The sequence below is a fragment of the Scytonema sp. UIC 10036 genome (assembly GCF_009725235.1).
Genome location: NZ_WJFC01000042.1, coordinates 43,141 through 63,579 on the forward strand (window position 1 = coordinate 43,141; position 20,439 = coordinate 63,579).

Below are 20,439 nucleotides of genomic sequence, written 5' to 3' on the forward strand. Positions count from 1 at the left end.
ACCTTTTGATTTTTTATTTTTTCGTGCTACTCCCAGAATCACGTACCATCAAAACTTGCATCAACACAGTTCCTCTTATTTTCTCCACAGGCTTAAGATTTTCATTGCCCCCGATAGCGTGGATACTTTTTTACGTGTGTTTTTTTTCGGAAGCATGCTCCTCTCACCCCTAGTGGTGAACCCCAGCCAACGCCTCACTTTCAGCTTTGGATACAACGGTGGCTGTATCATTGCCTCTACGTGCAATAGTTCTTGTTTACAAAAGTGGCATCGCGCACTCGTGTAGTGTAGCTACCCCTACTTATTGAGCGGATACCTCTGAATTTACCCATTCAATTTTACAGCGATCGCCAACTTCATCAGCAAGCCTGAGAAGTGGCGCAATAATTTAACCTCCCTGCTGCTTATGATGCTTATTATTTAGCATTAGCTCAAAGATTTCAAGCAGATTTCTACACAGGTGATAAACACCTATTTAACACTGTTCGTTCTGCTTTGCCTTGGATTCATTTGGTTGAATAACCTTAGCAATTGCTCAAGCAACGGTTGCTGTAGGATTTGCTTTTGAGTTTTCCGAATGTAATATTTGGCTGTTGCTTTTATCAAAGCATGGGTTTGGAAGAGGGGGGTAGGGAGTAGGGGTTTGGATGTTCTGGATGAGCGAGTCCCTCCTTTCTTGACTAACCCGTTCAACAAATCGCTGTGTGATATGTTCCATCACCACTGGTTGCAGGAAGAAATGCTCGCCGTTTTTTTCAACTAATGAGCGTTGCAACAGGGATTTGATTGCTGAAGGTATGAGACGTTTGAAAGAAGATGTCACTGTATCCTCAGTTAACTCGGCAAGAGAGACTGGTTCTCGATGAATTGCCAGCCAATACATCACTTCCTCTTCCACCACCGACAAACGGTTGATTTGGCATTCTAACAACTCGCTAATGTCCTCAAAAATCGATACTCTCTGTTCCACGTACTCCAAAACCGAGGCTATCTTACCGTTGAAAAGCTCTTGGGTTCCAGATGCTACCATCTTCAATGCTAAAGGATTGCCTCCATAATGCTCGATTAGCATTTGCCACTGTTGTTCTGTACCCGTGAATTGTCCTTTCTGCTGGAATAACTGTTGTCCTTCGCTGGAACTCAATCCTCCCAATCGCAAACATTTCACTCCTGTTCGCTCTCCAACTAATGGTACGATCGCTCTCGGTTTTTCTCTAGAAGTCAGAAGGACACAACTCCTATGAGGTGCTTCCCCAAGGCATTTAAGTAATTGACTGTACCCTTCGTAGCCAGGACGACATTGCCCCGCCTGACCACCACTACATAAAATAGTTTCCACATTGTCTAAAATCAACAGACAACGGTGATTCATCAAACATTCCATCAGCTTCGATACTTTGCTATCAAAGCTTTGAGCGATTGCTATTTCTTTTCGCAACGTCCACAGCAAAAATTGCAGTACGCTCGTTAAAATCTCCTCTACTGGTGGCGCATTTTGCAGGCTTCGCCACACCACTACCTCAAATTCCGTTTGAATTTGCAGCCCTAACTTGACTGCTAAGGCACTTTTGCCAATACCACCGATTCCTAGCAACGCCACTAAACGACATTGTTCTTCTAATATCCATTCCCGTAGTTGCACCAGTTCAGCAGAGCGACCATAAAACACAGAGACATTTGGTGCTTCTCCCCAGTCATACTGCGGACAAGCGCGTCGCACTTCTAATTCATTAGGAGGGTTTGGTCGAGTATAATCTTCCTTACACAACTCCAACCCAAAAGCAGCAAAAGCAGATTGCAACGAACTTTTATCTATCGGTTCCAACCGTCCCTGTATCCTAGAGACAGTATGCAGCGACAAACCCATGCGCGAACTCAGTTCTTCTAAAGTAAAGCCATCGTGAGCATTATCGGTCAACTCGGCTTTAGTTTTAGCAGTTTGAAGTTTATCCCAGCCTTTGAGGGTGAGAATAACACCTCGGCTTCGTCTGTTTTGTTTCATCAACTTCACCTAAAACAAAGTAGATGTATCTCAATTGAGGAAAATAGAAGGAGATAGTTGAAAAACAAGAATTTTTCTTGAAAAATAAAATAAACTCTGATAAAAAAAGTCTATTTTATTCGAGCTAACTCTTCCATATAACTTATTAGGTGAAGTGAAAGTTTACTTATGCACAAACGATTATTGTTGAAAACTACCAAATAGTTTGCACATGAAAATAATCTATAATTTTGGTATCGCAAGTGACTAAAGATATTCCATCTCGCCTTGCAATTGCTACTATAATCCTGTCAGCTGGGTCTAGGTGAAAATCACCTGGTAATTGAGTGCTGGCTATCTGACATCTTGCACCTTCTGTTGGGAGGGCTGGTGGGCTTTAGCCCTACCTACGAAACAATAAGCTTTTTGGGCTTTGATTTTTGCAATAAGACGATGGTGCAAGATATGAGCCTCCGACTAGCCGCGAAAATCGCCGCTAGTAATATATGAAAGACGCACATTTTTTTCATTTTCTAAAACCCTTGCTGTATCAGGGTTATAAAATGTGCATCTTAGGAGCTATGGCATCTATAGGTGACAAAGGTTCAATTACAATGCCGGAATGAGTTTTCGCTAATTTGTACCACTCCTCGATAGGTAATGGTAAATTTAATTTCCCAATACTTGACTTGACAGCAATTTCCCATACCGAAATCGCCGATACTAACAAACCATTTTGTAGTTCTTCTGCATTAATTATAGTTTGTGCTTGACTAGATAATTGGTTGGGTTCGTGCAGTAACCAAAGCCACACGTGAGTATCCAATAGAATCATTGAGACAGTGCATCCTACAGTTCTGGCATGGCTTCGTCAAAATCTTCAGAGATTGTTATTGGCATTCCGCGCAGTGGATAATTGTTTGGTATATCAGAATTTATCGTCAAGGGAACTATACGGGCAATAGGCATCCCATTTCGGGTAATAAGAATTTCGTTGTGAGTTGTAGTGACTTCATCAAGTAGAAGAGCAAGAGCCGTATCTGCTTCTTTTATTTCAAGGTGTTTCATCTTAAAGTTCCCCACGTTGTTTTTCTTGTACTATTGTGCCAGCCTAAACTGTTCATCAGTTCTCACCTTGAAGGAGTAATTCCATGACAAACGCTTCACGTGCCTTACACCGATCTGCAACTCTAAGTCCTTCAGGTATTTCAGTTATGGCTACACTAAACTTGACTTCAGTCTGCGCTCGAGCATTTTTTAACCTCCTTGGTTTAATTTCACATTTATGTCAAGTCTGTCACTGGCGAATTGCACAAACCACTATTGTTAAAGACAAAGACAACCCCCTTTTAATCTCTCCACAGCGCTTTAGCACTCAAACTTCTCAAAAATTAAGAAACTAAAACCCACGAAGGTGGGTTTTGCTTGTATAGACGCGAATTCCATTCGCCTAGGTTATTTTTTACTCAAATTAACATTAGGTGGAATCAAAACTTGATTAATAACATGAATGATTCCGTTACTTGCTTGAATATTAGACTGAAGAATTTTTGCGTTATTCACCGTCGTTTGGTTAGTAAGAGAATTGATTTGAATATTGACAGGTTTGCCTGCAAAAGTTTTTAGCTTTCCTTCAGAAAGTTCATTGATTTGGCGTTTCCGAGGAATCACGTGATATGTCAAAATTCTAATGAGTGTTTCTCTATTCTGTGGTTGTAGCAACCACTCTAAAGTGCCTTCGGGTAATTTAGTAAACGCTTCATCAGTTGGAGCAAACAGAGTCAGCGAATTATTCGGGTGTTGCAGAATCACTGCTAAACCTGCTGTCCTTAACAAAGAAGTAAGGATGGAAAATGAACTATCAGATGCGGTAACCGTCACAACATCATGAGGAGTTATCTGATTATTTTTGCTGGTATCAGTCGCCTGACCAACTATATATTTAGCAGTCGTGATATTGCTAGGAAGTGGTTCTACTCGTTCTTGCCAAACCAATGCTTGGTATAACAGCGCTGCTGCGGAGGCACGAGTTAGAGGTTCTAGTGGATCGAGTTGCTTGACGTTGGGATAGTTAACAACTAAGTTAGCTTGTGTTGCTGCTGCTACAGCATCAGCAGCGTAGTTAGGAATTATCGGAGCATCAGTGTAATACCCATTGAGAATATTGGATGCAGGAGCAGTTGCTGTCAAGCCCAGACCATTTGCCAAAGCAGCAATTGCTTCAAACTTACCAACTTCCTGTTTGGGAAGAAACAAGTTTGCTGGGTAACCGGGCATAAATCCTGTTTCATATGCTTCCTGAATTGCAGAAGCAGCCCAGTAGTTAGAAGGAACATCCTTAAAGCCTCCAGCGTTTAACTGCCGAACCCGCTTTTGCTCAAAAGCTTTTTGAAGCATAACCGCAAATTCTGCGCGTTTTACAGGTTGATTGGGTCTAAAAGTACCATCGGCAAAGCCATCTATAATATTTCTTTCAACTATGGCTTGAATAAATGGACGCGCCCAATAATCGGCTTTAATGTCAGAAAAATTTGTTTTTGATGTTGAAGTTAGAAGGGTTGGAACAGCATTTTGCGCTGAAGCTGGGATCGACATCATGACAGGAGATACTGTAGCGACTGCCATTCCAAAAGCTAATAATATATGGCTGACTGATGAGCTGCGAAACAAACTACACATGTAAAGGAACCTCAGAAAAGAAGTAGGGCAATCCTCTAATTGGCTTCTATAGGTAACAGAGCAATGAGTTACACAAATGCATGGTTTAGTATAAAAAACAATTCATTTGCCCTAGTGTACGCAGTTCATAACGGCTACTTAAAATGAAGACAATGAGGAAATTCAGTTAATAAGGGTCTTCAATGACATCAACAGGCGAACAGGATATATTTTTAAGTTTTTAGTAGGTAGGGCTAAAGCCCACCAATATCAAACGGTTGGCTTTAGCCCTACCTACTATGACTTACAGCTTGAATAACTCTGCTTTTCTATAGATTTTAGTTAGGTAGGAATTGGTTAAGTTTAAAAATATACATTGAATTTGCTGTTCGATCGCTCATCCTAAAACAGGTATTTTTCCACCTATGGAATCCGTGCTTCAAAAGGAAGTTATTGAAAATGTTGTTGAAGCGGCGCTTCAAATTGACCCTATTCAATCAGCAAAGATAGTAGGGTTACGCTACGTTAGCGATGATGTTCCAGGAATTCAGCGTCAACGCGTAGACGAGGAATTTTGCTACATTGATATTCATGGCAATGAAATTTGCGATGAACAGGAATTGAATCGCTTTAAATCTCTTGTTATACCGCCCGCTTGGACTGATGTATGGATTTGTCCATCACCTAACGGACACTGACAAGCTACAGGACGTGATGCAAAAGGACGCAAGCAATACCGCTATCATAAAAATTGGCGACAAACGCGCAGTCAAACGAATTGTTGCAGGAAAATCAAGAATAACCTGAGTTATCCTTCCAACCAAAACCGATTAGTTAAGATTTGCGTGCGAGCTCCCGGTACCTCCACAGGTACTCTCCCGGTTCTAATGCATTCCCACATATGGTCAAATACCAACCCAGGGCTACCATCTTCTGCCTTGTCAAAGTAACCATGACCTAAAGGAGAATCATAACTGTTGTTAAAATCTGCACAGTCAAATGCATAAACATTTTTAGGTACCCTGTCCATCCATGCTGGTCCCGTATGCCCAAGTCGCGGTGAAGAGATGGAATTTATACCATTTGCCACTTTACTAGAGCGCAACGCAAGATCGTCTGCGGCATGATAGACCACCAAATTACGCGCAGTTTGAGGAATAAACTGACCCTCCTGACGTGATTCTAGTGCTTCATTAACGACATCCGCTGCAGCCATAAACGTATTGCGAAAGATAAGAGGTAGACCGTGCATTTGATAGTACTGAACTGCACGATTGAGGGCACCTCGTAACACTCGATTCCCTAATGAATGAGCTAATATATTAACCCGTTTGAGACAGGGGTCTTCCAAAGTGCTGTTCTCCTCACGCCATCCCAAAAACTTTTCAAATAAACGCATAAAAGCAAAATCGCTAGCGTCGGCTGCCTTTTGATCGTCAAAGTAATCTTGGACAACGCCAAAATCATTATCTGAAGGCCAAATAAGGGGAATCACTAAAATATAGCCAGCAGACTTTTGGTCAAACAAAGCCTGAAGTTCTTCTACTTTTGGAAAAATATTGGTTTCAGGGAGGCTATTAAAGCCATGTAAAAAAAGCAGTATTTGCTGAACATTTGCAGACTTTAACTCACTAAAAAAAGTTTGGCTGCCAATTTCAATATATTCATTTTGAGCGTTACGTCGGCAAAAATAAACAGATTGTTCAGCCTGGTTATTTGAGAGTGCAAAGCCGATAGATCTTGGTAAAGCAAAAGAACCATCTGGATTTACAGGAGTTGGTCCTTCATTTAAGACTCGATTTGTAATAAATAATACCATTTTGATTGTTGGTTTTTGATTGAGAAAGCCTTACCTAAAGTTCATCTCACCCAACTATCTGTCGCATTTTCTTTTCAAATTGGTATAATATAGTGATAGGTGTTCCTATGGACTGGAAGAAAGGCAATATTTTATTGTTTAGCATTTTATGGTCAAATTAGTTAGAGGTCATTTATAAAGTAAATGTTAAATCTCTAAATGTATTGTGTAGGTTGGGTTTCGTTCCTCAACCCAACCTACTTTATAATTTGCGATCGCTTGCTCCTGTATTTTGAGTGTTTCTGCCATCTCATCAAAGGTATGCGCGAGTTGACCGAGTTCTCCTGGCTTATAAGTGAGATGAGTTCGTGCGCCTAGAGTTATAACTTTTTGCAACACGGGATTAAATTCTTAGCGGTTTTTTCTCCTTTTTATACGCTTAGTTGGTGTGATACTCCGCAATAACTTATTAGCTAATTTAGACAGCGATTTGCGATCGCTTGCGGGTTTTCTAGTTAGTACTTGTGTATTGCCTTGAGGTTTTAATCCTTGATTGCGACGAGCGTTTTCAGTCAGAGGAATCGCATTTTCAGTCGGAACAATACGGGAACCATATTTTCTAGCATAAACTTGGGTAAATTCAGCACCAAAAAATAGAATTTGAGCGGCATAGTTAACCCAAGCCAAGATAACAACTAATGAACCAGCAGCACCATAAGTTGAGCCAAAACTACCGTTTCCTAAGTACTGCCCTAAAAGATACCTACCAATAGAAAACAGCAGTGAAGTGAGCGCAGCTCCAATTAAAACATCATTCCAGGTTATTTTAACATCTGGCAAAACTTTAAAAATCAGTCCAAATAATATCGTAGTGATTGCAAAGCCAAGAATGAAGTTAATCACCTGCCAGATAAAATCAATTCCTGGGAGTAAATGACTGAAGTAACCTACTATACCTGCTAGGACTGCGCTGACAACTAAAGAAACAAGCAGTAAAAATCCAATGGCTACCACCATTGCAAACGATGTAAAGCGTTGTCTAACCATAGTCTTGACAGCGCGTCCCGGTTTTGGCTGCACTTCCCAAATGGTATTGAGGGAATCTTGTAATTCGTTAAATAAACCAGTAGCACCAAATATAAGGACAACAATACTTATAAGAGAAGCAACAGTCCCAGCTTGAGGTTGGCTGGCATTTTCTATGGCTGTTTGAATCACTTCTGCCCCAGATTGACCTATTAATCCTTGAAGTTGCGCCTTAATTGCCCCCCTAGCTGCCTCTTCTCCAAAGACTGCTCCTGCGATTGCAATAACGATAATCAGCAATGGAGCGATGGAAAAAATTGTGTAGTAAGATAGGGCAGCTGCTAATCTAGACGCCTTATCATTACTCCATTCTTGATATGTTTCTTTAAGCAGCGGCCAAATGTCCTTCCAATTCATTTATGAGTCTCCTGAGATGTGGTGATGTGCTTACCTCACGAATTAATTGATACCGGATATTTTATGGCGAACGCATCTTTCTGAAGGAGTTGCTATAGCCTCCGTAAGATAGAGTTTATTCAGTTGTAGTAGACTTATTACCAAGCAATTCCAGCACTGATTCAACCACCTCTTGTACGGAGACATCATCTACAAAAGAGTTACGATAGTTACAAGAGCCACGGGTACAATCAACACCACACACAGGACAGTGAAGACGCCAAGAAATGGCAGGACGGTGACGGGAACGAGTCATGGTACAAAAGGGTTAGAGTAACGTCCCCCGCCATGTATTTGAATAGCAACATCAAACTTTTCTGCCACCATTTTGGCAAAAAAGTCAGCTAGTTCTGCGGAGTCTTCTTCCGTATTAGCATCACCACGGACACCACAACTGCGGGGAATAACAACAACTCTATCAATCGGTGATGGTCTATTTTTCAGGAAAGCAGCGTGCCAGTCCAAGCCCAACAAAACAATTTCTGCTTTGGGATATGTTTGACGTAAGGAGATAACCTACGCCCATTGGGGACTGCCGAAATAGAACAAAAATACTAAAAAGCGATAATCCCAATTCCCGTCTTGGTCTATTATTGACACTCTAGAATTATCCGTCCTCGCCTTCTTCAACAATCGCTCTTTGTAGAGAAATTTTCGGAGATGAAACGATAAAAAGCTAACTCAGTCGAGGAGGAGAGTTTACGAAATAATCAAGGTTTGAGACAATAATAACTATCGTACTGATGGACTATTTAATGACACGCTTAAACTTAAGTACAGTCAACTTTAATCAGATATCAAATGTCATTGAGCCGGGAACAACGATCTTCAACCCCAAGTCATCCATTGTAAATACAGGTGGAGGTGCTGATAAAATCATTGGTACTGACTCTGTAAATGGTGACTTTGGTTTCGGAGTCCTTGTGGGTGTAGGAGCCCGAGACTTTAACTCTGTTATTGCCTCTAACGCATTTAGTGCAAGGGCTAGTGTTGCGGCCAACGGTATTAACAACAAAGGGACTATCAATACAGGAAGAGGACTCGATCAACTAAAAGGTACTGCAACAGCCAACATCTGGGCTACAGCAGAAACAGTATCTCAAGCCATCGCTTTTGCTGAGACTGTTGATACTAGTGTTATTAGTAATGCTTTTGCCTCGATTAATGTTAAGGTTACTGCCGATGGTATTGATAACTCAGGTGGTGAAATTAACAACGGTATGGGTAGTGATGGTATTTATGGCGATACGGAAGGTTCTGTTACAGCAGTTGCTACAGCTATAGCAGATGCCTCAGCCATCGTCGAGGCTGTTGCCAAAGCTCCTGTTTCTCCCAATCTAACAGCTTTTGCTCTTGCAATTGCTGAAAGTTTAGCTAGCGCAACCATCATTGCCAGAGGTATTAATAATAAAGATGGCACAATAACTACAGGTAGGGGTGCAGATACGATCTCTGCTACAGCTACTTCTCGTGCGGCGACCTTGTCACAAGCTGCTAGTTCTGCTGTCAGCAGTGCCCCCTCAGAAAATCAAGCTTTGGCTCAGTCTGTTGTCAATGCTTTTGCAGAAGTTAAGGACATAGCGATCGCCATTGACAACACCAACGGTAATATTCGTACTGGAGATGGACAAGATAGTATCATTGCCAAGGCTACTGGCAGCAAATCTTACGGCATCTTTGGCGGCATTGTTAATATGGGTGATGGAGCCGATAGACTAGAAGCCTCCAGTTTTGGTGGTGGCGTCAACATCGATATGGGTGACTCAAAAGACTTTGTTCAAGGTTTCGGTGACGCGAAAATAGATGGTGGTGCAGGTTTCGATACACTCAGCCTTGGCTACAAGATAGACGACTTTAATATCAGTTTGGGCGCTAACAACAATAAGGTGATTTTTGAGCGAGATGGGATGACCGCGATCGCCACTAATTTTGAACAATTTGTATTTGATAATGGCAATCTAACCTTAAGTTACAACCAGTTAAATCCATACCTGTAACGATCGCGAAGTAATTTACAGGGTCATCTGCCTTGCCTTTATCATCAGAAACTTCCAAAAAATAAATTGAAGAAGGCACGCAAGCGAGGGCAGAGGGCAGGATACAGCTGGTGAATGGGGGGTGAGACCCATCATTCGCCAACAGCATCCTTCAAGAAGTCGGGGATCTTGCAAGCCCTCATTCTTTTTCCAAACCATACCAGCCATACCAATGACGAACTGCAAGCCAAATCGCTGAAAGAAAACCCGCAAGGCTGAGGGTTAGACCGCTATAAGGTACTAACAACCCAAAAATGGGAAACACAGCACCGGAAATTGTACAGATAATGGCGGCTAGGGAAGCATTACGGTTTGACCCCAAACCCCAAGTTAAAAATAGCAAGATGAGCGAAATGAAAGTCCAAGCTATTGGAGGACTCATGAGGCGGCTGAGATAGGTCAAAGTAAGCAAACAAGCAAAGAAGATTCCACCTGCAATTGTGACGTTTCTTAAACTTATTGGTAGTGATAAATATAGCAATAATATCCACCAGAGAAATATTCCTGGTGCTAATAAAAGCAAGCGGGGAAGGACTCCAGTATCACGAATGGGATTGGTGTTGGTAAAAACTCCAAATGGGTTTCTCACAGAAACGTTATCGTCAAAAATCCATGTAAATCTAGTGCTTCGTCCATCAGTTTCCATTTGGCTTGGTATAATACCACTGGCAAAATCGGCTCCGGCAAAGTTTGCGATCGCACTCAAGCGAAAGTTAGACAGTAACTGTCCGTTAGAGTTATAAACCCAACGCGGTCCTCCTTGAGCTTTGTACGTGACTTTCAGACTTGTTTCTTGACCGGGCTGTAGTTGAATTGGAAAGCCATAATCGCCTGTATTGGTTTGCTGTAAGCGAGTTCCATCACGTTCGACTTTGTAGCTTTGCAATAGGGAATAGCCAATAGGCGGTTGTGCTTCAAAGAAAAAATTATTAATATCTTTAAGTGGATTAACTATTTTATAGTCAGCAACATAATCAACTTTATATATTGCACGGCGAGCTTGAACATCTGGGCTTTGATCGATTTTGACTTGAATTTGCGAACCACTTAAGGTAAGGAAACGGTTGATTTTTTGCTTATCATTGACTTTGACTATTTTGCCATTAACTTGAGTGGTGTATGTATATGGTTCTTCGGTGATATAACGCACCTGGGGTGCCATTTGTTCTAGTCTTTCACCTGCAACGCTTTCAGCTACTTGGGCGACTTTTGCCTGTTCCCAATGATGGTATCGGTTACCTAATGTGGAACAGAGAAAAAATCCTCCTACAACCAGTACTAATATCAGGGTTAAGTGTTGCAATCCTTTCAGTAGTTGGAAGTAACTAACAGCCCATTCTCCGATTAAAATGGCTTGTTGCTCTTGGTTTCGGCGTAGGGTAAAACTTAATAGGGCAATTGCAATTCCTAGGGCAAGCACTAGGAATACAAGTAATAGTGAGGCTTTGAGTAGATGGTTCCCGAATTGAATAAGTTCGGTAGGATGCGTTAAGTCGGGCAATCCGGGGATGCCTTTGGCGGATTCAAACATGGGCGAGTGCTTGAGTAGAGTATAGAAGGAGACTTAATATATGTCTCAAAAGTTTCTCGCTTTTTCTTGATTTGAACCGCAGCCTGTAGCAGACGAACGCAGATGGAAACTAGTCACTGGTCACTGGTCTTAATCCAAAGAGGATGAAGCCGCAGGCTAGAAGGATAAAGACAGTTATCGCTTTGGTAGATATTTCAACAATGTTTTCCATCCAAAGAGGACCAAGAGGAAGTCCTTGTGCAGTGATTACCAAAATCTTTGTTAAGCCAAATACGGCACCTAGAAATTCACCACTGACACCTACATAAGCGCTAATCACTAGTAGCCAAAAAGTTATTATACCCATCCAGTGCGGTATCTTAAGGTATGGGAAGGTAAGACCTGTAACGCTTAAAAACATTCCTTGTGCGATCGCGAGTGTATGAGTTGCGAGTCCTGCACGTGGATTGGCGTACAGAGGTATAAATATGCCGATGATAAATCCTAGCGTAGTGACAAAGAAGCCGTGCCAGAGAAGGTTACGCCTGTAAATTTCGCTTTGGCTTTTACTCAGAACAGACGATGATAGTTGTATAGGGCTTGTGTGAGGAGTTCTCTCAACCGTACTCATGCTCAGTCCTCTCTTGAAAGACTTTTCAGATGTTTTGGAGATACCCTCTCTAGCTTATATTGTGACTAATTAGACAGCCTCTAATGTAATTATGTTTTTTGATTTTCTGATTTGAACCGACCGGCAACAAATTCTCGCTTTTGTATATGCTTGGTTTTACGCCCTGTCACTCGTTCCCGCCACATCCGGAAACTGGATGCTTTCATTTCTCGGCGCATCAGGGCAATGACTTCTTTTTCTTGCAAACCAAATTGTTCTTCTATTGCCTCAAATGGTGTTCTGTCTTCCCACGCCATTTCAATAATGCGATCGATTGTGTCGGCATTGAGTTCGGGTAATTTCATAAACGCATTGTGAAGGGGAGTCAGGAAAGAACGACTAAATGTCTATGACGATTTACCTTGATGCATTGTGTTTGCTCAGGGCTGTTTAGATTATATAGCACAAAGCGCGTTTATAGATTAGTTAATAGAATTATTGGTTCGTAGTTACGCTCTCGTGCGCTAAAGCGCAACTACAAACGTAATCTTAGTGAAGAAGCCCGTAATAATAAGCTGTTGCAAAAAGGAGAACGGCTAACACTCCTATTGAAACGTTGAGCGAAAGCTCTATGGGAAAACTTTTTTTACGGTCGTTCTGTCCGTGGTCTTGAACGGTAGATATACTAGCGGGTTTTGGATCGTAGTAGGGTGGTGTTGGATGATCTTGCGTGGGATGTTGCTGAGTTGGATTATCTGCTCTCATAGCGATCTCCGTAGATGTTTATCACCTAATTTACTTGTGGTGCCGTAAACTTCATCTAGCGAAAGAATTATGCCCCATGTATACTTTGACCCAGCGCAAACAACCAAATCCAGATACAGTAGTGACTTTAACTCTGGCTTTAACTGCAGAGGAACGGACTCGCACCCGTCATCGCTTTGAGACGGAGGATGGACAAACAGTCTTTGTTCGTTTACCGAGAGGGATGGTATTGCAAGACGGAGATATTTTGCTAGATGAAACGAGTGAGAGTTTGGTGAGAATTGCTGCCAAACCCGAACCTGTTTTTACTGTCACTGCCCCAACTCTGTTAGATTTACTTAGGGCAGCTTACCATTTGGGAAACCGTCATGTACCTATAGAGATCGCAACAACTTATTTACGGTTGTCTCCCGATCCAGTTTTACGCACAATGCTCGAACAACTTGGGCTAGAAGTCAAAGAAGAAATTACACCTTTTCAACCTGAATCTGGTGCTTATGGACACCATCATGCTCGCTGAAAATCATCTTTTGTGTCTTTTACAACTGGCTAGCCCTGCTTTGCCAGTGGGTGCCTACAGCTATTCTGAAGGATTGGAAACATTGGTAGAAAATGGCTCTATTCAGGATCGTGTCACTTTGCAACATTGGTTGGAGGCAGAACTGCGTTATGGGGCAATTCGGTTAGAAGGTGCTGTTATGGTAAGGGCTTACAAGTCTTTGAAAATGGGGGATTTAAAGGGGTTATCCTATTGGAATAGCTGGTTATCGGCGGCTCGTGAAACTGAGGAGTTACGCGCTTCTAGCTGGCAAATGGGGCGATCGCTTATCCGACTTCTGGTAGAATTACTACCACAAATTGTGCCTATTACAGATGCTGTTGGTAATCCTTGCAATTACGCTATTGCTTTTGGAATTGCTGCTGCACATTGGAATATTGAAGTACAAGCTGCACTCTTGGCATATTTACACAGTTGGGCAAGCAATTTGATAACTGCTGGTGTAAAACTCATTCCTTTAGGACAAACTGCAGGACAGCTAGTCTTGCTTTCGTTACAAGAATTACTTGTTGTTGCCACAGGGGAGATTATGAAGTTGGAAGATGATAATCTTAATTGTTGTAGTTGGGGCTTGTCTCTAGCAAGCATGGCTCATGAAACTCAGTATACAAGGTTGTTTAGGAGTTAAATGAACGCTTTTCGAGTTGGTGTTGCGGGACCTGTGGGGTCGGGAAAAACAGCTTTAGTTGATGCTTTGTGTAAGGCAATGCGCGATCGCTATCAAATCGCGGTGGTGACTAATGACATTTATACTCATGAGGATGCTCAGTTTTTGGTTCGTTCTCAAGCTTTGGCGAGCGATCGCATTTTAGGCGTAGAAACGGGAGGGTGTCCTCACACTGCTATTAGGGAAGATGCTTCAATGAATTTGGCTGCGATCGAACAGTTGGAGATGCAGTTTCTAAATTTAGACTTGGTGTTTTTAGAAAGTGGAGGAGATAATTTGGCGGCAACTTTCAGTCCAGAATTGGTAGATTTAACAATTTATGTTATAGATGTTGCGGCTGGTGATAAAATTCCCCGTAAAGGTGGTCCTGGAATTACTAAATCCGATCTATTGGTCATAAATAAAATTGATTTAGCTCCCTATGTTGGTGCAGATTTAAGCGTGATGGAAAGAGATGCTAAAAAAATGCGCGGTGATAAGCCTTTTGTTTTTACTAACTTGAAAACAAAGGAAGGGCTTGCAGAAGTTATTCAATTTGTGTCTGTAAATATATATTAAAAAAAATAGATTTAAATCAAAATTTTTAAAAAACTAGTCATCCGTAAATACCAGTGCCAGAATTGAAAAGATATTTATCCACCTAACGACTGTATCTCTCAATAGGAAAACAATGGCAACTTTTGAAGTCATAGAAAAGGAAGGCTTGCGCCTAGTCAAGGTTATTTTACAAAACGAAACAGTGCGAACCGAATCTGGTGCTTTGTACTATATGCGTGGCAACATTACCATGCAGTCTAAAACACCTTCAGCAGGTGGTTTTTTGAAATCTTTAGCAACTGGTGAAAATATTTTTCGCCCTACCTATACAGGGACTGGAGAGTTATATTTGGAGCCTTCTTTGTCTGGATTCCATATTATGGAATTGGACGGTACAGAGTGGATTTTGGATAGTGGGGCTTATTGGGCAAGTGATGGTAATGTAGAAGTAGGAGTTGAGCGCAATAAACTCTTGTCTGGTTTGATTGGCGGTGAAGGCTTGTTTCAAACCAAGGTCAAAGGTAGGGGTAAAGTGGTTATGATGGCGCAAGGACCTGTAGAAAGGATTCAATTGCAAAATGACCGTTTGGTGGTTGATGGTAATTTTGCGATCGCCCGCACAAATACATTACACTACCGTGTAGAGAAGGCAACCAAATCTATTTTAGGTTCCATGACTTCTGGTGAGTTTTTAGTCAATACTTTTGAAGGAACAGGCACTATCTTGCTTGCTCCTGTACCTTACTGGCAAGTGAAGTTGCTTCGTGAAATTACAGCAGCTATTCCTAAAACTTCAGGTTGATAATATGTCAAACGAAGGCAGAGGATAGAAGATAAAAAAATAGAAGAAATGATTTAGCCTTCTGCCCTCTGCTCTCTGCCTTGCCCAAAGGACCGATCAAACAATTTAACTCCAATCACAAAAATTTGTTAGCTAAAGTTAACCTAAAGCAAATTGATACAATATTACAAAGTTAACGATAGGAATTAGCATTAACAAGATTAACCAAGGATTCTTGCCAAGCTTCTTCACAATATTTACAAAGGCAATCAGGAGGAAAATTGCCGCCGCCAAATTCACAAAAGGAATAAACAGTCCAATAATCCAATACGGCGACTGGTTCCCTGCTTTATACATTATCCAATATTGGAGAATAGGAACCCAGGCAAACCAAGCGTTCTCCTCTCCTAATTTTTCGTAAATTTTATAAAAGCAGTAAGAAGTGAAAACGTATGCAGCAAGACCGAAAATTAATCCGAACAATCCTCCAAAAGTACCTCCTGAAGCAGAAGAACTTCCATCGCTCTGGGCAAGAAAATAAACCAAGCTCCAATCATATATTGCAAAAAGCATTTTTCTTCTTAACTAAGAATACAAACACCGAATTGTAATCTTTCTAACCTCAGATTTTATAATTAGTGGGATTTTTTACAAAAATTTAGATTGGCTGTAAAGAAAACAATACTAAATATGTTGTTAAAATCCACACACAATTAAGCTATAGAACTTACGCATAGAAAGAGGGTCTTACAGATAAGCATCAAACCCGCTACCACAAGTTGCGGTTTATGATTAGAGTAATGTAAGCAATCTACCAACCAGTTTTATGTCTAATATTCTCATCCAATTATTGCTCATTGGTTTCGCGGCTGGCGTTGCTGGCGGTATGTTTGGCATCGGTGGAGGTGCAATTATGGTGCCAGCGATGGTACTATTGTTAGGTTTGGAGCAAAAATTTGCTACTGGCACTTCTATTGCTGCTCAAATATTACCAATTGGGATTTTAGCTGCATTAGTCTATTATCGAAATGGCAATTTAAATATCAAGTACTCTGTGTTTATTGCCTTGGGTCTAATAATTGGCAATTTTTTAGGAGCTTTATTTGCCAATCAACCGTATATCAGCAGTGAAACAATGAAAAAACTGTATGGTATCTTTTTGTTAATCATTGGTGTGCGCTATCTATTTGCACGCTAACAATAATTAACGATTTTGTTCGCTTTATAGGGTGAAAAAAATCACCCTTATGTATGAGAAGTGCGTGACAGATGATTGATATAGTAGGTTGGGTTTCGTTCCTCAACCCAACAAACGTATTTTCGTATTTTTAGGTTAAACCGACAAGTATTGGGATGGTTTCTATCTTTTGCTTTTTTTTAGGGTTAAAGTTGTATAGATTTTTGGTATGACTGCGATCGCTACTCCCGAACCGCCAGCTATATTACCTGCGATCGTAGGGTAGGCAATGTCCTGCATAGAAGAGCTTTGTTAGGCTTTAGCCCTACCTACTAGCGCATCTGGGCTAATTTCTACCCAACAAATTAGCCCAGATGCACTACTACAGTCTACAGTCTTTATTCAGGTAAGTCATCTTTCAGAAATGCGATCGCTCAATATTAAATCAGTATTTATACTTGGCAAGAGAGAAGGGTAACTAGTTATCAATAAATTAAGATAGGCACGACGTTGTCGTGCCTGCACTTCTCACACCTCACTCCATCCGGAGAAGGTTTTCTTTAACCACATAAAACCGCAATCGCTACAAGTAGAGCATCCTACCATATGTAGGACGTTATTAACGCACAAATGTTTCTTGAGAAGAAATGACAAATAATAAATCAAATTTAATACCTAATTCGTGGATCTACATAGGCATTCAATATATCAATGACTATGCTGGCAATGACAACGATCGCCGCAAAGAATACAAGAATTCCCTGTACTGTGGGATAATCTCGCAAGGCAATTGCTTCATATAGCTTACCTGCTAATCCAGGCCAAGAAAATGTCACCTCAGTCAAAATAGCCCCTCCTAACAGAGAAGCAAAGGTTAATCCCAAAACTGTAATAACAGGAATGAGTGCATTTTTCAAGGCATGGGAAACTAAAATTTTCTTCTCAGGAATACCTCTTGCCCTTGCGGCTTCCACATAATCTGCTTGTAAGGTTTGCTTTAAATTCACGCGCACAATTCGCTCAAAAATACCACTTAGCAGAACCCCTAAAGTAATACTGGGAAGGGCAAGATAATGCAAAGCCGCAAAAAATTGACTTAGATTTCCAGTTAATAGACTATCGATAGTATACAAACCCGTGATAGCTGTTGGGGTTGGTAGAGTGGAAGGAAAACGAGTTCCAAAAGGAAACCATCCCAACTGCACTGCAAAAATCAGTTGCAAAACCATCCCAGCCCAAAACATGGGTAGCGAGTAAGTGATAATACCAAACAATCTTCCAAGAGCATCTAAAACCGTTCCGGGACGAGAAGCAGAAAGAGTGCCAACTCCAATTCCAACTACCAAGGCAACTGTCATGCTACAAACCGCCAATTCTACTGTTGCTGGAAAATACTGCCAAATGACTTCCCAAACAGATTGTCCGCGACTTGTCAAGGAAGCTCCCAAATCGAAACGCAGCAATTGTCCCATATAGTTAAAGTACTGTAGCCATATGGGAAGGTCTAAACCTAGTTGTTTGCGTAATTCCTCTTTAGCACTTTCTGGCGCACGTCCACCAAGAATAGCATCTGCTACGTCTCCTGGAGTAGACCTCAATAAAAGAAACACAACTGTTGTGACTGTCCATAGCATAAGTGGAGCTAGGAGCAGACGGGCAATTATATAGTATTGTAAAGCTTTCGATCTAGACATAGGTTGGGAATGGCTAATGGCTAATGGCTAATGGCTAATGGCTAATGGCTAATGGCTATTAGTACAATTAGCTGTTAGCTATTAGCCATTAGCATTTACTTTTTAATTTTTTCGTAAACTAGAATTTGGTTGGGATTGAGTTCTACGCCACTGACTCCTTTTCGGGCAAATGCATAGTCTTTGTTTTGCCATAATGGAACATATGGAACATCAGTGGCTACCTGTGCTTGTATATCTGCAAATATTTTCTTGCGGACTTCTGGGTTTTGCTCCCTACGTTGTTGTTCGATAAGTTGGTTTATCTTTTCACTGTAGTAGAACGATCCCTGAGTTTGACTTCCCCCTTGTTTGCATCCCTCGACATCTGAACCCTTTGGGCATTCTAGAAAAGGTTGAATATAATTGTCTGCATCCATGAAATCTGGATACCAGTCAAGTAATGCTGCGGGATACAGTCCTTTTGATATAGATTTAAAGAAGGTTGCTCCTTCTACGGTATTGATTTCAAATTGCAGCAATCCATCCATTTTTTCTTCAGCATAACCTTTCAAAATCTCTGCTGTTAAACTCCGAGTGGGGGAACTAGAAGGATACCAAAGAGCTACCCGTAAGGGATTTTGTTGGGAAAACCCAGCTTCTGTTATCAATTGTTTTGCTTTTTCTACATTACCATCACCGTATTTATCTTTAAACAATGGTTGGGAAACATCAAATGTTGTAGGCACCATACTGTAAAGCGGTTCGGCTTGGTTCAACAAAACTCGCTCATTAATAACAGGACGGTCAATAACTGATGCGATCGCTTGTCTAATTTCCGGTCGTTCTAAAGGTTTTTGGTTGCGATTTAACACCAAATAACTGACAACACTTCCTTGATTTTGGATGGATTGCCAATCTCCTTTTTTAGCACTATCATCTAAACTCCGAATTTGATCTGGTTCTAATGATAAATACGCCACATCTACAGCACCAGTCCGGAAAGAGTTAAATAAGTTAGCGGGACTCGTAAGAATTTGTAAATTAATGCCTTTATTAACTGGTTTTTCTCCCCAATATTTATCAAACAAATCAAATCTCAAAGAATCTGTACCATACTGCGCTAATTTATAAGGACCAGTACTAACAAATGTATTTGGCTTAAATTTTCCCGTCCCTAGTTCATAAGCTTTTGGTGAAAGAGGACACACTCCAGGAAATGCTAGTAGTGATGGAAAAGCCGCAAATGGTTTTTTCAGCTTTATAGTTAACTCATACTCGCCTGTAGCTTTTACCGTATCTACCACATCAGCTAGCAAAAATGAAGGTTTACCTCCATTCTTGATAAAGCGTTCTATACTAAACGCCATTGCTTGTGCGTTAAACGGTGTGTCATCGTGAAATACTACTCCCTGACGCAGGGGAATTGTATATGTCAATCCATCTTGGCTGACTTTAGGTAACGCAGTCGCTAACTGCGGTGTAATTTTGGTAGTTCCTGGTTCGTAATAGTAGAGGCGATCGCTCATGTTATAAACTAATCCAAGTGATGCCAATTCGTAGGCATCAGCTGGATCGAGGGTACGCGGTTTTAGACTGGTACCGACGGTAATGCGACCATCTCCACTAGGGGTATTTCCGGAACTAGATGAAGTTGTTGTTTGCTGCCCTCTAGCGCAACTCACGACTAAAAGCAAACATACACAAAACAGAGAAACGAATTTAGCTATTCGACTCCACTGTCTTGCGGAGAAAGAAAACCAGGTCATAGCAGTGGTCTTTTTGAACTTAGTGGTCAGATATTCTACTACATATTCAGCAAATTGCCATAAAGAAAATAGGGGGCTGTTAGATCCCCGACTTCTTGAAAAGTTGGGGATCTAGTCCACGTGAGCAAATGTAGCAGAAATTAAAGATGGTTAGACCAAAGGGTAACGTTTGATGTTCCCAACGCAGCTGCATTTTTGAGCCAAATTGCAGTCAGTTTAGTAAATTAAACTATGGGTTAGTGGCTGTTGCGATCGTATTAGAGTTAGTTATCAATGAGTTCTTGAACTTAGTTATACACTTAACATGAAATTTAGGAATGCAGTTTGTGCAAATTCAGCCAATTTTCCAGTAACCTCAATGCAGATATAAACAATTCCATCAAGGACAGAAAATGATGAGAGTCAGGCATCTATACGCGAGTTGCATACAAATGCCTAC

Annotated in this window: 25 protein-coding genes; 8 read left to right on the top strand and 17 right to left on the bottom strand. The window is 41.1% G+C overall.

Annotated elements, in window-relative coordinates:
* Positions 1 to 535: 535 nt before the first annotated feature.
* The 4 genes from F7734_RS20755 to F7734_RS20770 all read right to left on the bottom strand — a co-directional run bounded on the left by F7734_RS20755 (position 536) and on the right by F7734_RS20770 (position 3,049).
* Positions 536 to 2,002, bottom strand: a complete 1,467-nt coding sequence (locus tag F7734_RS20755; RefSeq protein WP_155746434.1) for an NB-ARC domain-containing protein — start codon at positions 2,000 to 2,002, stop codon at positions 536 to 538.
* A gap of 193 nt (positions 2,003 to 2,195) precedes the next feature.
* Positions 2,196 to 2,339: a PIN domain-containing protein gene (locus tag F7734_RS66180; protein ID WP_347566251.1), complete on the bottom strand. Its 144-nt coding sequence runs from the start codon at positions 2,337 to 2,339 to the stop codon at positions 2,196 to 2,198.
* 198 nt (positions 2,340 to 2,537) lie between these two features.
* Positions 2,538 to 2,816, bottom strand: coding sequence for a type II toxin-antitoxin system VapC family toxin (locus F7734_RS20765; RefSeq protein ID WP_243146992.1), 279 nt, complete (start codon positions 2,814 to 2,816; stop codon positions 2,538 to 2,540).
* A 14-nt stretch (positions 2,817 to 2,830) separates the two neighbouring features.
* Positions 2,831 to 3,049: a type II toxin-antitoxin system prevent-host-death family antitoxin gene (locus F7734_RS20770; protein ID WP_155746435.1), complete on the bottom strand. Its 219-nt coding sequence runs from the start codon at positions 3,047 to 3,049 to the stop codon at positions 2,831 to 2,833.
* 83 nt (positions 3,050 to 3,132) lie between these two features.
* On the opposite strand from F7734_RS20770, the gene F7734_RS60805 reads away from it, so the two are divergent.
* Positions 3,133 to 3,384: a hypothetical protein gene (locus F7734_RS60805; RefSeq protein WP_166482033.1), complete on the top strand. Its 252-nt coding sequence runs from the start codon at positions 3,133 to 3,135 to the stop codon at positions 3,382 to 3,384.
* Between the two features lie 52 nt (positions 3,385 to 3,436).
* Here F7734_RS60805 and F7734_RS20775 read toward each other — a convergent pair whose 3' ends face one another.
* Positions 3,437 to 4,606 carry a fasciclin domain-containing protein gene (locus tag F7734_RS20775; protein WP_155746436.1) on the bottom strand — a complete coding sequence of 390 codons (1,170 nt, stop codon included), beginning with the start codon at positions 4,604 to 4,606 and terminating at the stop codon, positions 3,437 to 3,439.
* A gap of 458 nt (positions 4,607 to 5,064) precedes the next feature.
* Between F7734_RS20775 and F7734_RS20780 the strand changes: the two genes are divergently transcribed.
* Positions 5,065 to 5,337 (top strand): hypothetical protein, encoded by a 273-nt coding sequence (locus F7734_RS20780; RefSeq protein WP_155746437.1) that lies wholly within the window; start codon positions 5,065 to 5,067, stop codon positions 5,335 to 5,337.
* 110 nt (positions 5,338 to 5,447) lie between these two features.
* On the opposite strand, the gene F7734_RS20785 is transcribed toward F7734_RS20780, so the two are convergent.
* The 5 genes from F7734_RS20785 to F7734_RS20805 form a co-directional block, all read right to left on the bottom strand.
* On the bottom strand, positions 5,448 to 6,458 hold the full coding sequence (locus F7734_RS20785) for an alpha/beta hydrolase (protein ID WP_155746438.1): 1,011 nt from the start codon (positions 6,456 to 6,458) through the stop codon (positions 5,448 to 5,450).
* 186 nt (positions 6,459 to 6,644) lie between these two features.
* On the bottom strand, positions 6,645 to 6,836 hold the full coding sequence (locus tag F7734_RS20790; RefSeq protein ID WP_155746439.1) for a hypothetical protein: 192 nt from the start codon (positions 6,834 to 6,836) through the stop codon (positions 6,645 to 6,647).
* A gap of 12 nt (positions 6,837 to 6,848) precedes the next feature.
* Positions 6,849 to 7,880, bottom strand: a complete 1,032-nt coding sequence (locus tag F7734_RS20795) for a YihY/virulence factor BrkB family protein (RefSeq protein WP_155746440.1) — start codon at positions 7,878 to 7,880, stop codon at positions 6,849 to 6,851.
* 115 nt (positions 7,881 to 7,995) lie between these two features.
* Positions 7,996 to 8,175, bottom strand: coding sequence for a hypothetical protein (locus tag F7734_RS20800; RefSeq protein ID WP_155746441.1), 180 nt, complete (start codon positions 8,173 to 8,175; stop codon positions 7,996 to 7,998).
* Positions 8,172 to 8,393 (bottom strand): hypothetical protein, encoded by a 222-nt coding sequence (locus F7734_RS20805; RefSeq protein WP_155746442.1) that lies wholly within the window; start codon positions 8,391 to 8,393, stop codon positions 8,172 to 8,174. The genes F7734_RS20800 and F7734_RS20805 overlap by 4 nt, the downstream gene beginning before the upstream one ends.
* A 281-nt stretch (positions 8,394 to 8,674) precedes the next feature.
* On the opposite strand from F7734_RS20805, the gene F7734_RS20810 reads away from it, so the two are divergent.
* On the top strand, positions 8,675 to 9,916 hold the full coding sequence (locus F7734_RS20810) for a hypothetical protein (RefSeq protein ID WP_155746443.1): 1,242 nt from the start codon (positions 8,675 to 8,677) through the stop codon (positions 9,914 to 9,916).
* A gap of 178 nt (positions 9,917 to 10,094) precedes the next feature.
* On the opposite strand, the gene F7734_RS20815 is transcribed toward F7734_RS20810, so the two are convergent.
* The 4 genes from F7734_RS20815 to F7734_RS20830 form a co-directional block, all read right to left on the bottom strand.
* Positions 10,095 to 11,486, bottom strand: a complete 1,392-nt coding sequence (locus F7734_RS20815; protein WP_155746444.1) for a hypothetical protein — start codon at positions 11,484 to 11,486, stop codon at positions 10,095 to 10,097.
* Between the two features lie 109 nt (positions 11,487 to 11,595).
* Positions 11,596 to 12,096: a hypothetical protein gene (locus tag F7734_RS20820; protein WP_155746445.1), complete on the bottom strand. Its 501-nt coding sequence runs from the start codon at positions 12,094 to 12,096 to the stop codon at positions 11,596 to 11,598.
* Positions 12,097 to 12,185: 89 nt separating this feature from the next.
* A complete protein-coding gene (locus F7734_RS20825; protein WP_155746446.1) occupies positions 12,186 to 12,440 on the bottom strand; it encodes a TIGR03643 family protein in 255 nt (84 codons plus the stop codon).
* Positions 12,441 to 12,624: 184 nt separating this feature from the next.
* A complete protein-coding gene (locus F7734_RS20830; protein ID WP_155746447.1) occupies positions 12,625 to 12,840 on the bottom strand; it encodes a hypothetical protein in 216 nt (71 codons plus the stop codon).
* 76 nt (positions 12,841 to 12,916) lie between these two features.
* On the opposite strand from F7734_RS20830, the gene ureE reads away from it, so the two are divergent.
* From ureE to F7734_RS20850, 4 genes are all read left to right on the top strand, one after another.
* The gene (gene ureE, locus F7734_RS20835) at positions 12,917 to 13,360 is read left to right on the top strand and encodes an urease accessory protein UreE (RefSeq protein WP_155746448.1); all 444 of its coding nucleotides are present in this window, start codon (positions 12,917 to 12,919) and stop codon (positions 13,358 to 13,360) included.
* Complete coding sequence (locus tag F7734_RS20840; protein ID WP_155746449.1) at positions 13,338 to 14,027, top strand: urease accessory protein UreF; 690 nt, start codon at positions 13,338 to 13,340, stop codon at positions 14,025 to 14,027. The genes ureE and F7734_RS20840 overlap by 23 nt, the downstream gene beginning before the upstream one ends.
* Complete coding sequence (gene ureG / locus F7734_RS20845; protein ID WP_155746450.1) at positions 14,028 to 14,624, top strand: urease accessory protein UreG; 597 nt, start codon at positions 14,028 to 14,030, stop codon at positions 14,622 to 14,624.
* Positions 14,625 to 14,736: 112 nt separating this feature from the next.
* Complete coding sequence (locus tag F7734_RS20850; RefSeq protein WP_155746451.1) at positions 14,737 to 15,405, top strand: AIM24 family protein; 669 nt, start codon at positions 14,737 to 14,739, stop codon at positions 15,403 to 15,405.
* A 138-nt stretch (positions 15,406 to 15,543) separates the two neighbouring features.
* Here the strand turns inward: F7734_RS20850 and F7734_RS20855 are convergent, their stop codons facing one another.
* Complete coding sequence (locus F7734_RS20855) at positions 15,544 to 15,957, bottom strand: DUF5684 domain-containing protein (protein WP_155746452.1); 414 nt, start codon at positions 15,955 to 15,957, stop codon at positions 15,544 to 15,546.
* A gap of 253 nt (positions 15,958 to 16,210) precedes the next feature.
* On the opposite strand from F7734_RS20855, the gene F7734_RS20860 reads away from it, so the two are divergent.
* A complete protein-coding gene (locus F7734_RS20860; RefSeq protein WP_155746453.1) occupies positions 16,211 to 16,582 on the top strand; it encodes a sulfite exporter TauE/SafE family protein in 372 nt (123 codons plus the stop codon).
* A gap of 647 nt (positions 16,583 to 17,229) precedes the next feature.
* On the opposite strand, the gene F7734_RS20865 is transcribed toward F7734_RS20860, so the two are convergent.
* Positions 17,230 to 18,255 carry an ABC transporter permease gene (locus F7734_RS20865; protein WP_155746454.1) on the bottom strand — a complete coding sequence of 342 codons (1,026 nt, stop codon included), beginning with the start codon at positions 18,253 to 18,255 and terminating at the stop codon, positions 17,230 to 17,232.
* A gap of 95 nt (positions 18,256 to 18,350) precedes the next feature.
* Positions 18,351 to 20,000 (bottom strand): ABC transporter substrate-binding protein, encoded by a 1,650-nt coding sequence (locus F7734_RS20870; protein WP_155746455.1) that lies wholly within the window; start codon positions 19,998 to 20,000, stop codon positions 18,351 to 18,353.
* Positions 20,001 to 20,439 lie beyond the last annotated feature (439 nt).

Bases quoted from the DNA above. Each gene is read 5' to 3' on its own strand.
- F7734_RS20755 (WP_155746434.1), bottom strand. From the start codon at position 2,002: ATGAAACAAAACAGACGAAGCCGAGGTGTTATTCTCACCCTCAAAGGC.
- F7734_RS20765 (WP_243146992.1), bottom strand. From the start codon at position 2,816: ATGATTCTATTGGATACTCACGTGTGGCTTTGGTTACTGCACGAACCC.
- F7734_RS20770 (WP_155746435.1), bottom strand. From the start codon at position 3,049: ATGAAACACCTTGAAATAAAAGAAGCAGATACGGCTCTTGCTCTTCTA.
- F7734_RS60805 (WP_166482033.1), top strand. From the start codon at position 3,133: ATGACAAACGCTTCACGTGCCTTACACCGATCTGCAACTCTAAGTCCT.
- F7734_RS20775 (WP_155746436.1), bottom strand. From the start codon at position 4,606: ATGGCAGTCGCTACAGTATCTCCTGTCATGATGTCGATCCCAGCTTCA.
- F7734_RS20780 (WP_155746437.1), top strand. From the start codon at position 5,065: ATGGAATCCGTGCTTCAAAAGGAAGTTATTGAAAATGTTGTTGAAGCG.
- F7734_RS20785 (WP_155746438.1), bottom strand. From the start codon at position 6,458: ATGGTATTATTTATTACAAATCGAGTCTTAAATGAAGGACCAACTCCT.
- F7734_RS20795 (WP_155746440.1), bottom strand. From the start codon at position 7,880: ATGAATTGGAAGGACATTTGGCCGCTGCTTAAAGAAACATATCAAGAA.
- F7734_RS20800 (WP_155746441.1), bottom strand. From the start codon at position 8,175: ATGACTCGTTCCCGTCACCGTCCTGCCATTTCTTGGCGTCTTCACTGT.
- F7734_RS20810 (WP_155746443.1), top strand. From the start codon at position 8,675: ATGACACGCTTAAACTTAAGTACAGTCAACTTTAATCAGATATCAAAT.
- F7734_RS20815 (WP_155746444.1), bottom strand. From the start codon at position 11,486: ATGTTTGAATCCGCCAAAGGCATCCCCGGATTGCCCGACTTAACGCAT.
- F7734_RS20820 (WP_155746445.1), bottom strand. From the start codon at position 12,096: ATGAGTACGGTTGAGAGAACTCCTCACACAAGCCCTATACAACTATCA.
- F7734_RS20825 (WP_155746446.1), bottom strand. From the start codon at position 12,440: ATGAAATTACCCGAACTCAATGCCGACACAATCGATCGCATTATTGAA.
- F7734_RS20830 (WP_155746447.1), bottom strand. From the start codon at position 12,840: ATGAGAGCAGATAATCCAACTCAGCAACATCCCACGCAAGATCATCCA.
- ureE (WP_155746448.1), top strand. From the start codon at position 12,917: ATGTATACTTTGACCCAGCGCAAACAACCAAATCCAGATACAGTAGTG.
- F7734_RS20840 (WP_155746449.1), top strand. From the start codon at position 13,338: ATGGACACCATCATGCTCGCTGAAAATCATCTTTTGTGTCTTTTACAA.
- ureG (WP_155746450.1), top strand. From the start codon at position 14,028: ATGAACGCTTTTCGAGTTGGTGTTGCGGGACCTGTGGGGTCGGGAAAA.
- F7734_RS20850 (WP_155746451.1), top strand. From the start codon at position 14,737: ATGGCAACTTTTGAAGTCATAGAAAAGGAAGGCTTGCGCCTAGTCAAG.
- F7734_RS20855 (WP_155746452.1), bottom strand. From the start codon at position 15,957: ATGCTTTTTGCAATATATGATTGGAGCTTGGTTTATTTTCTTGCCCAG.
- F7734_RS20860 (WP_155746453.1), top strand. From the start codon at position 16,211: ATGTCTAATATTCTCATCCAATTATTGCTCATTGGTTTCGCGGCTGGC.
- F7734_RS20865 (WP_155746454.1), bottom strand. From the start codon at position 18,255: ATGTCTAGATCGAAAGCTTTACAATACTATATAATTGCCCGTCTGCTC.
- F7734_RS20870 (WP_155746455.1), bottom strand. From the start codon at position 20,000: ATGACCTGGTTTTCTTTCTCCGCAAGACAGTGGAGTCGAATAGCTAAA.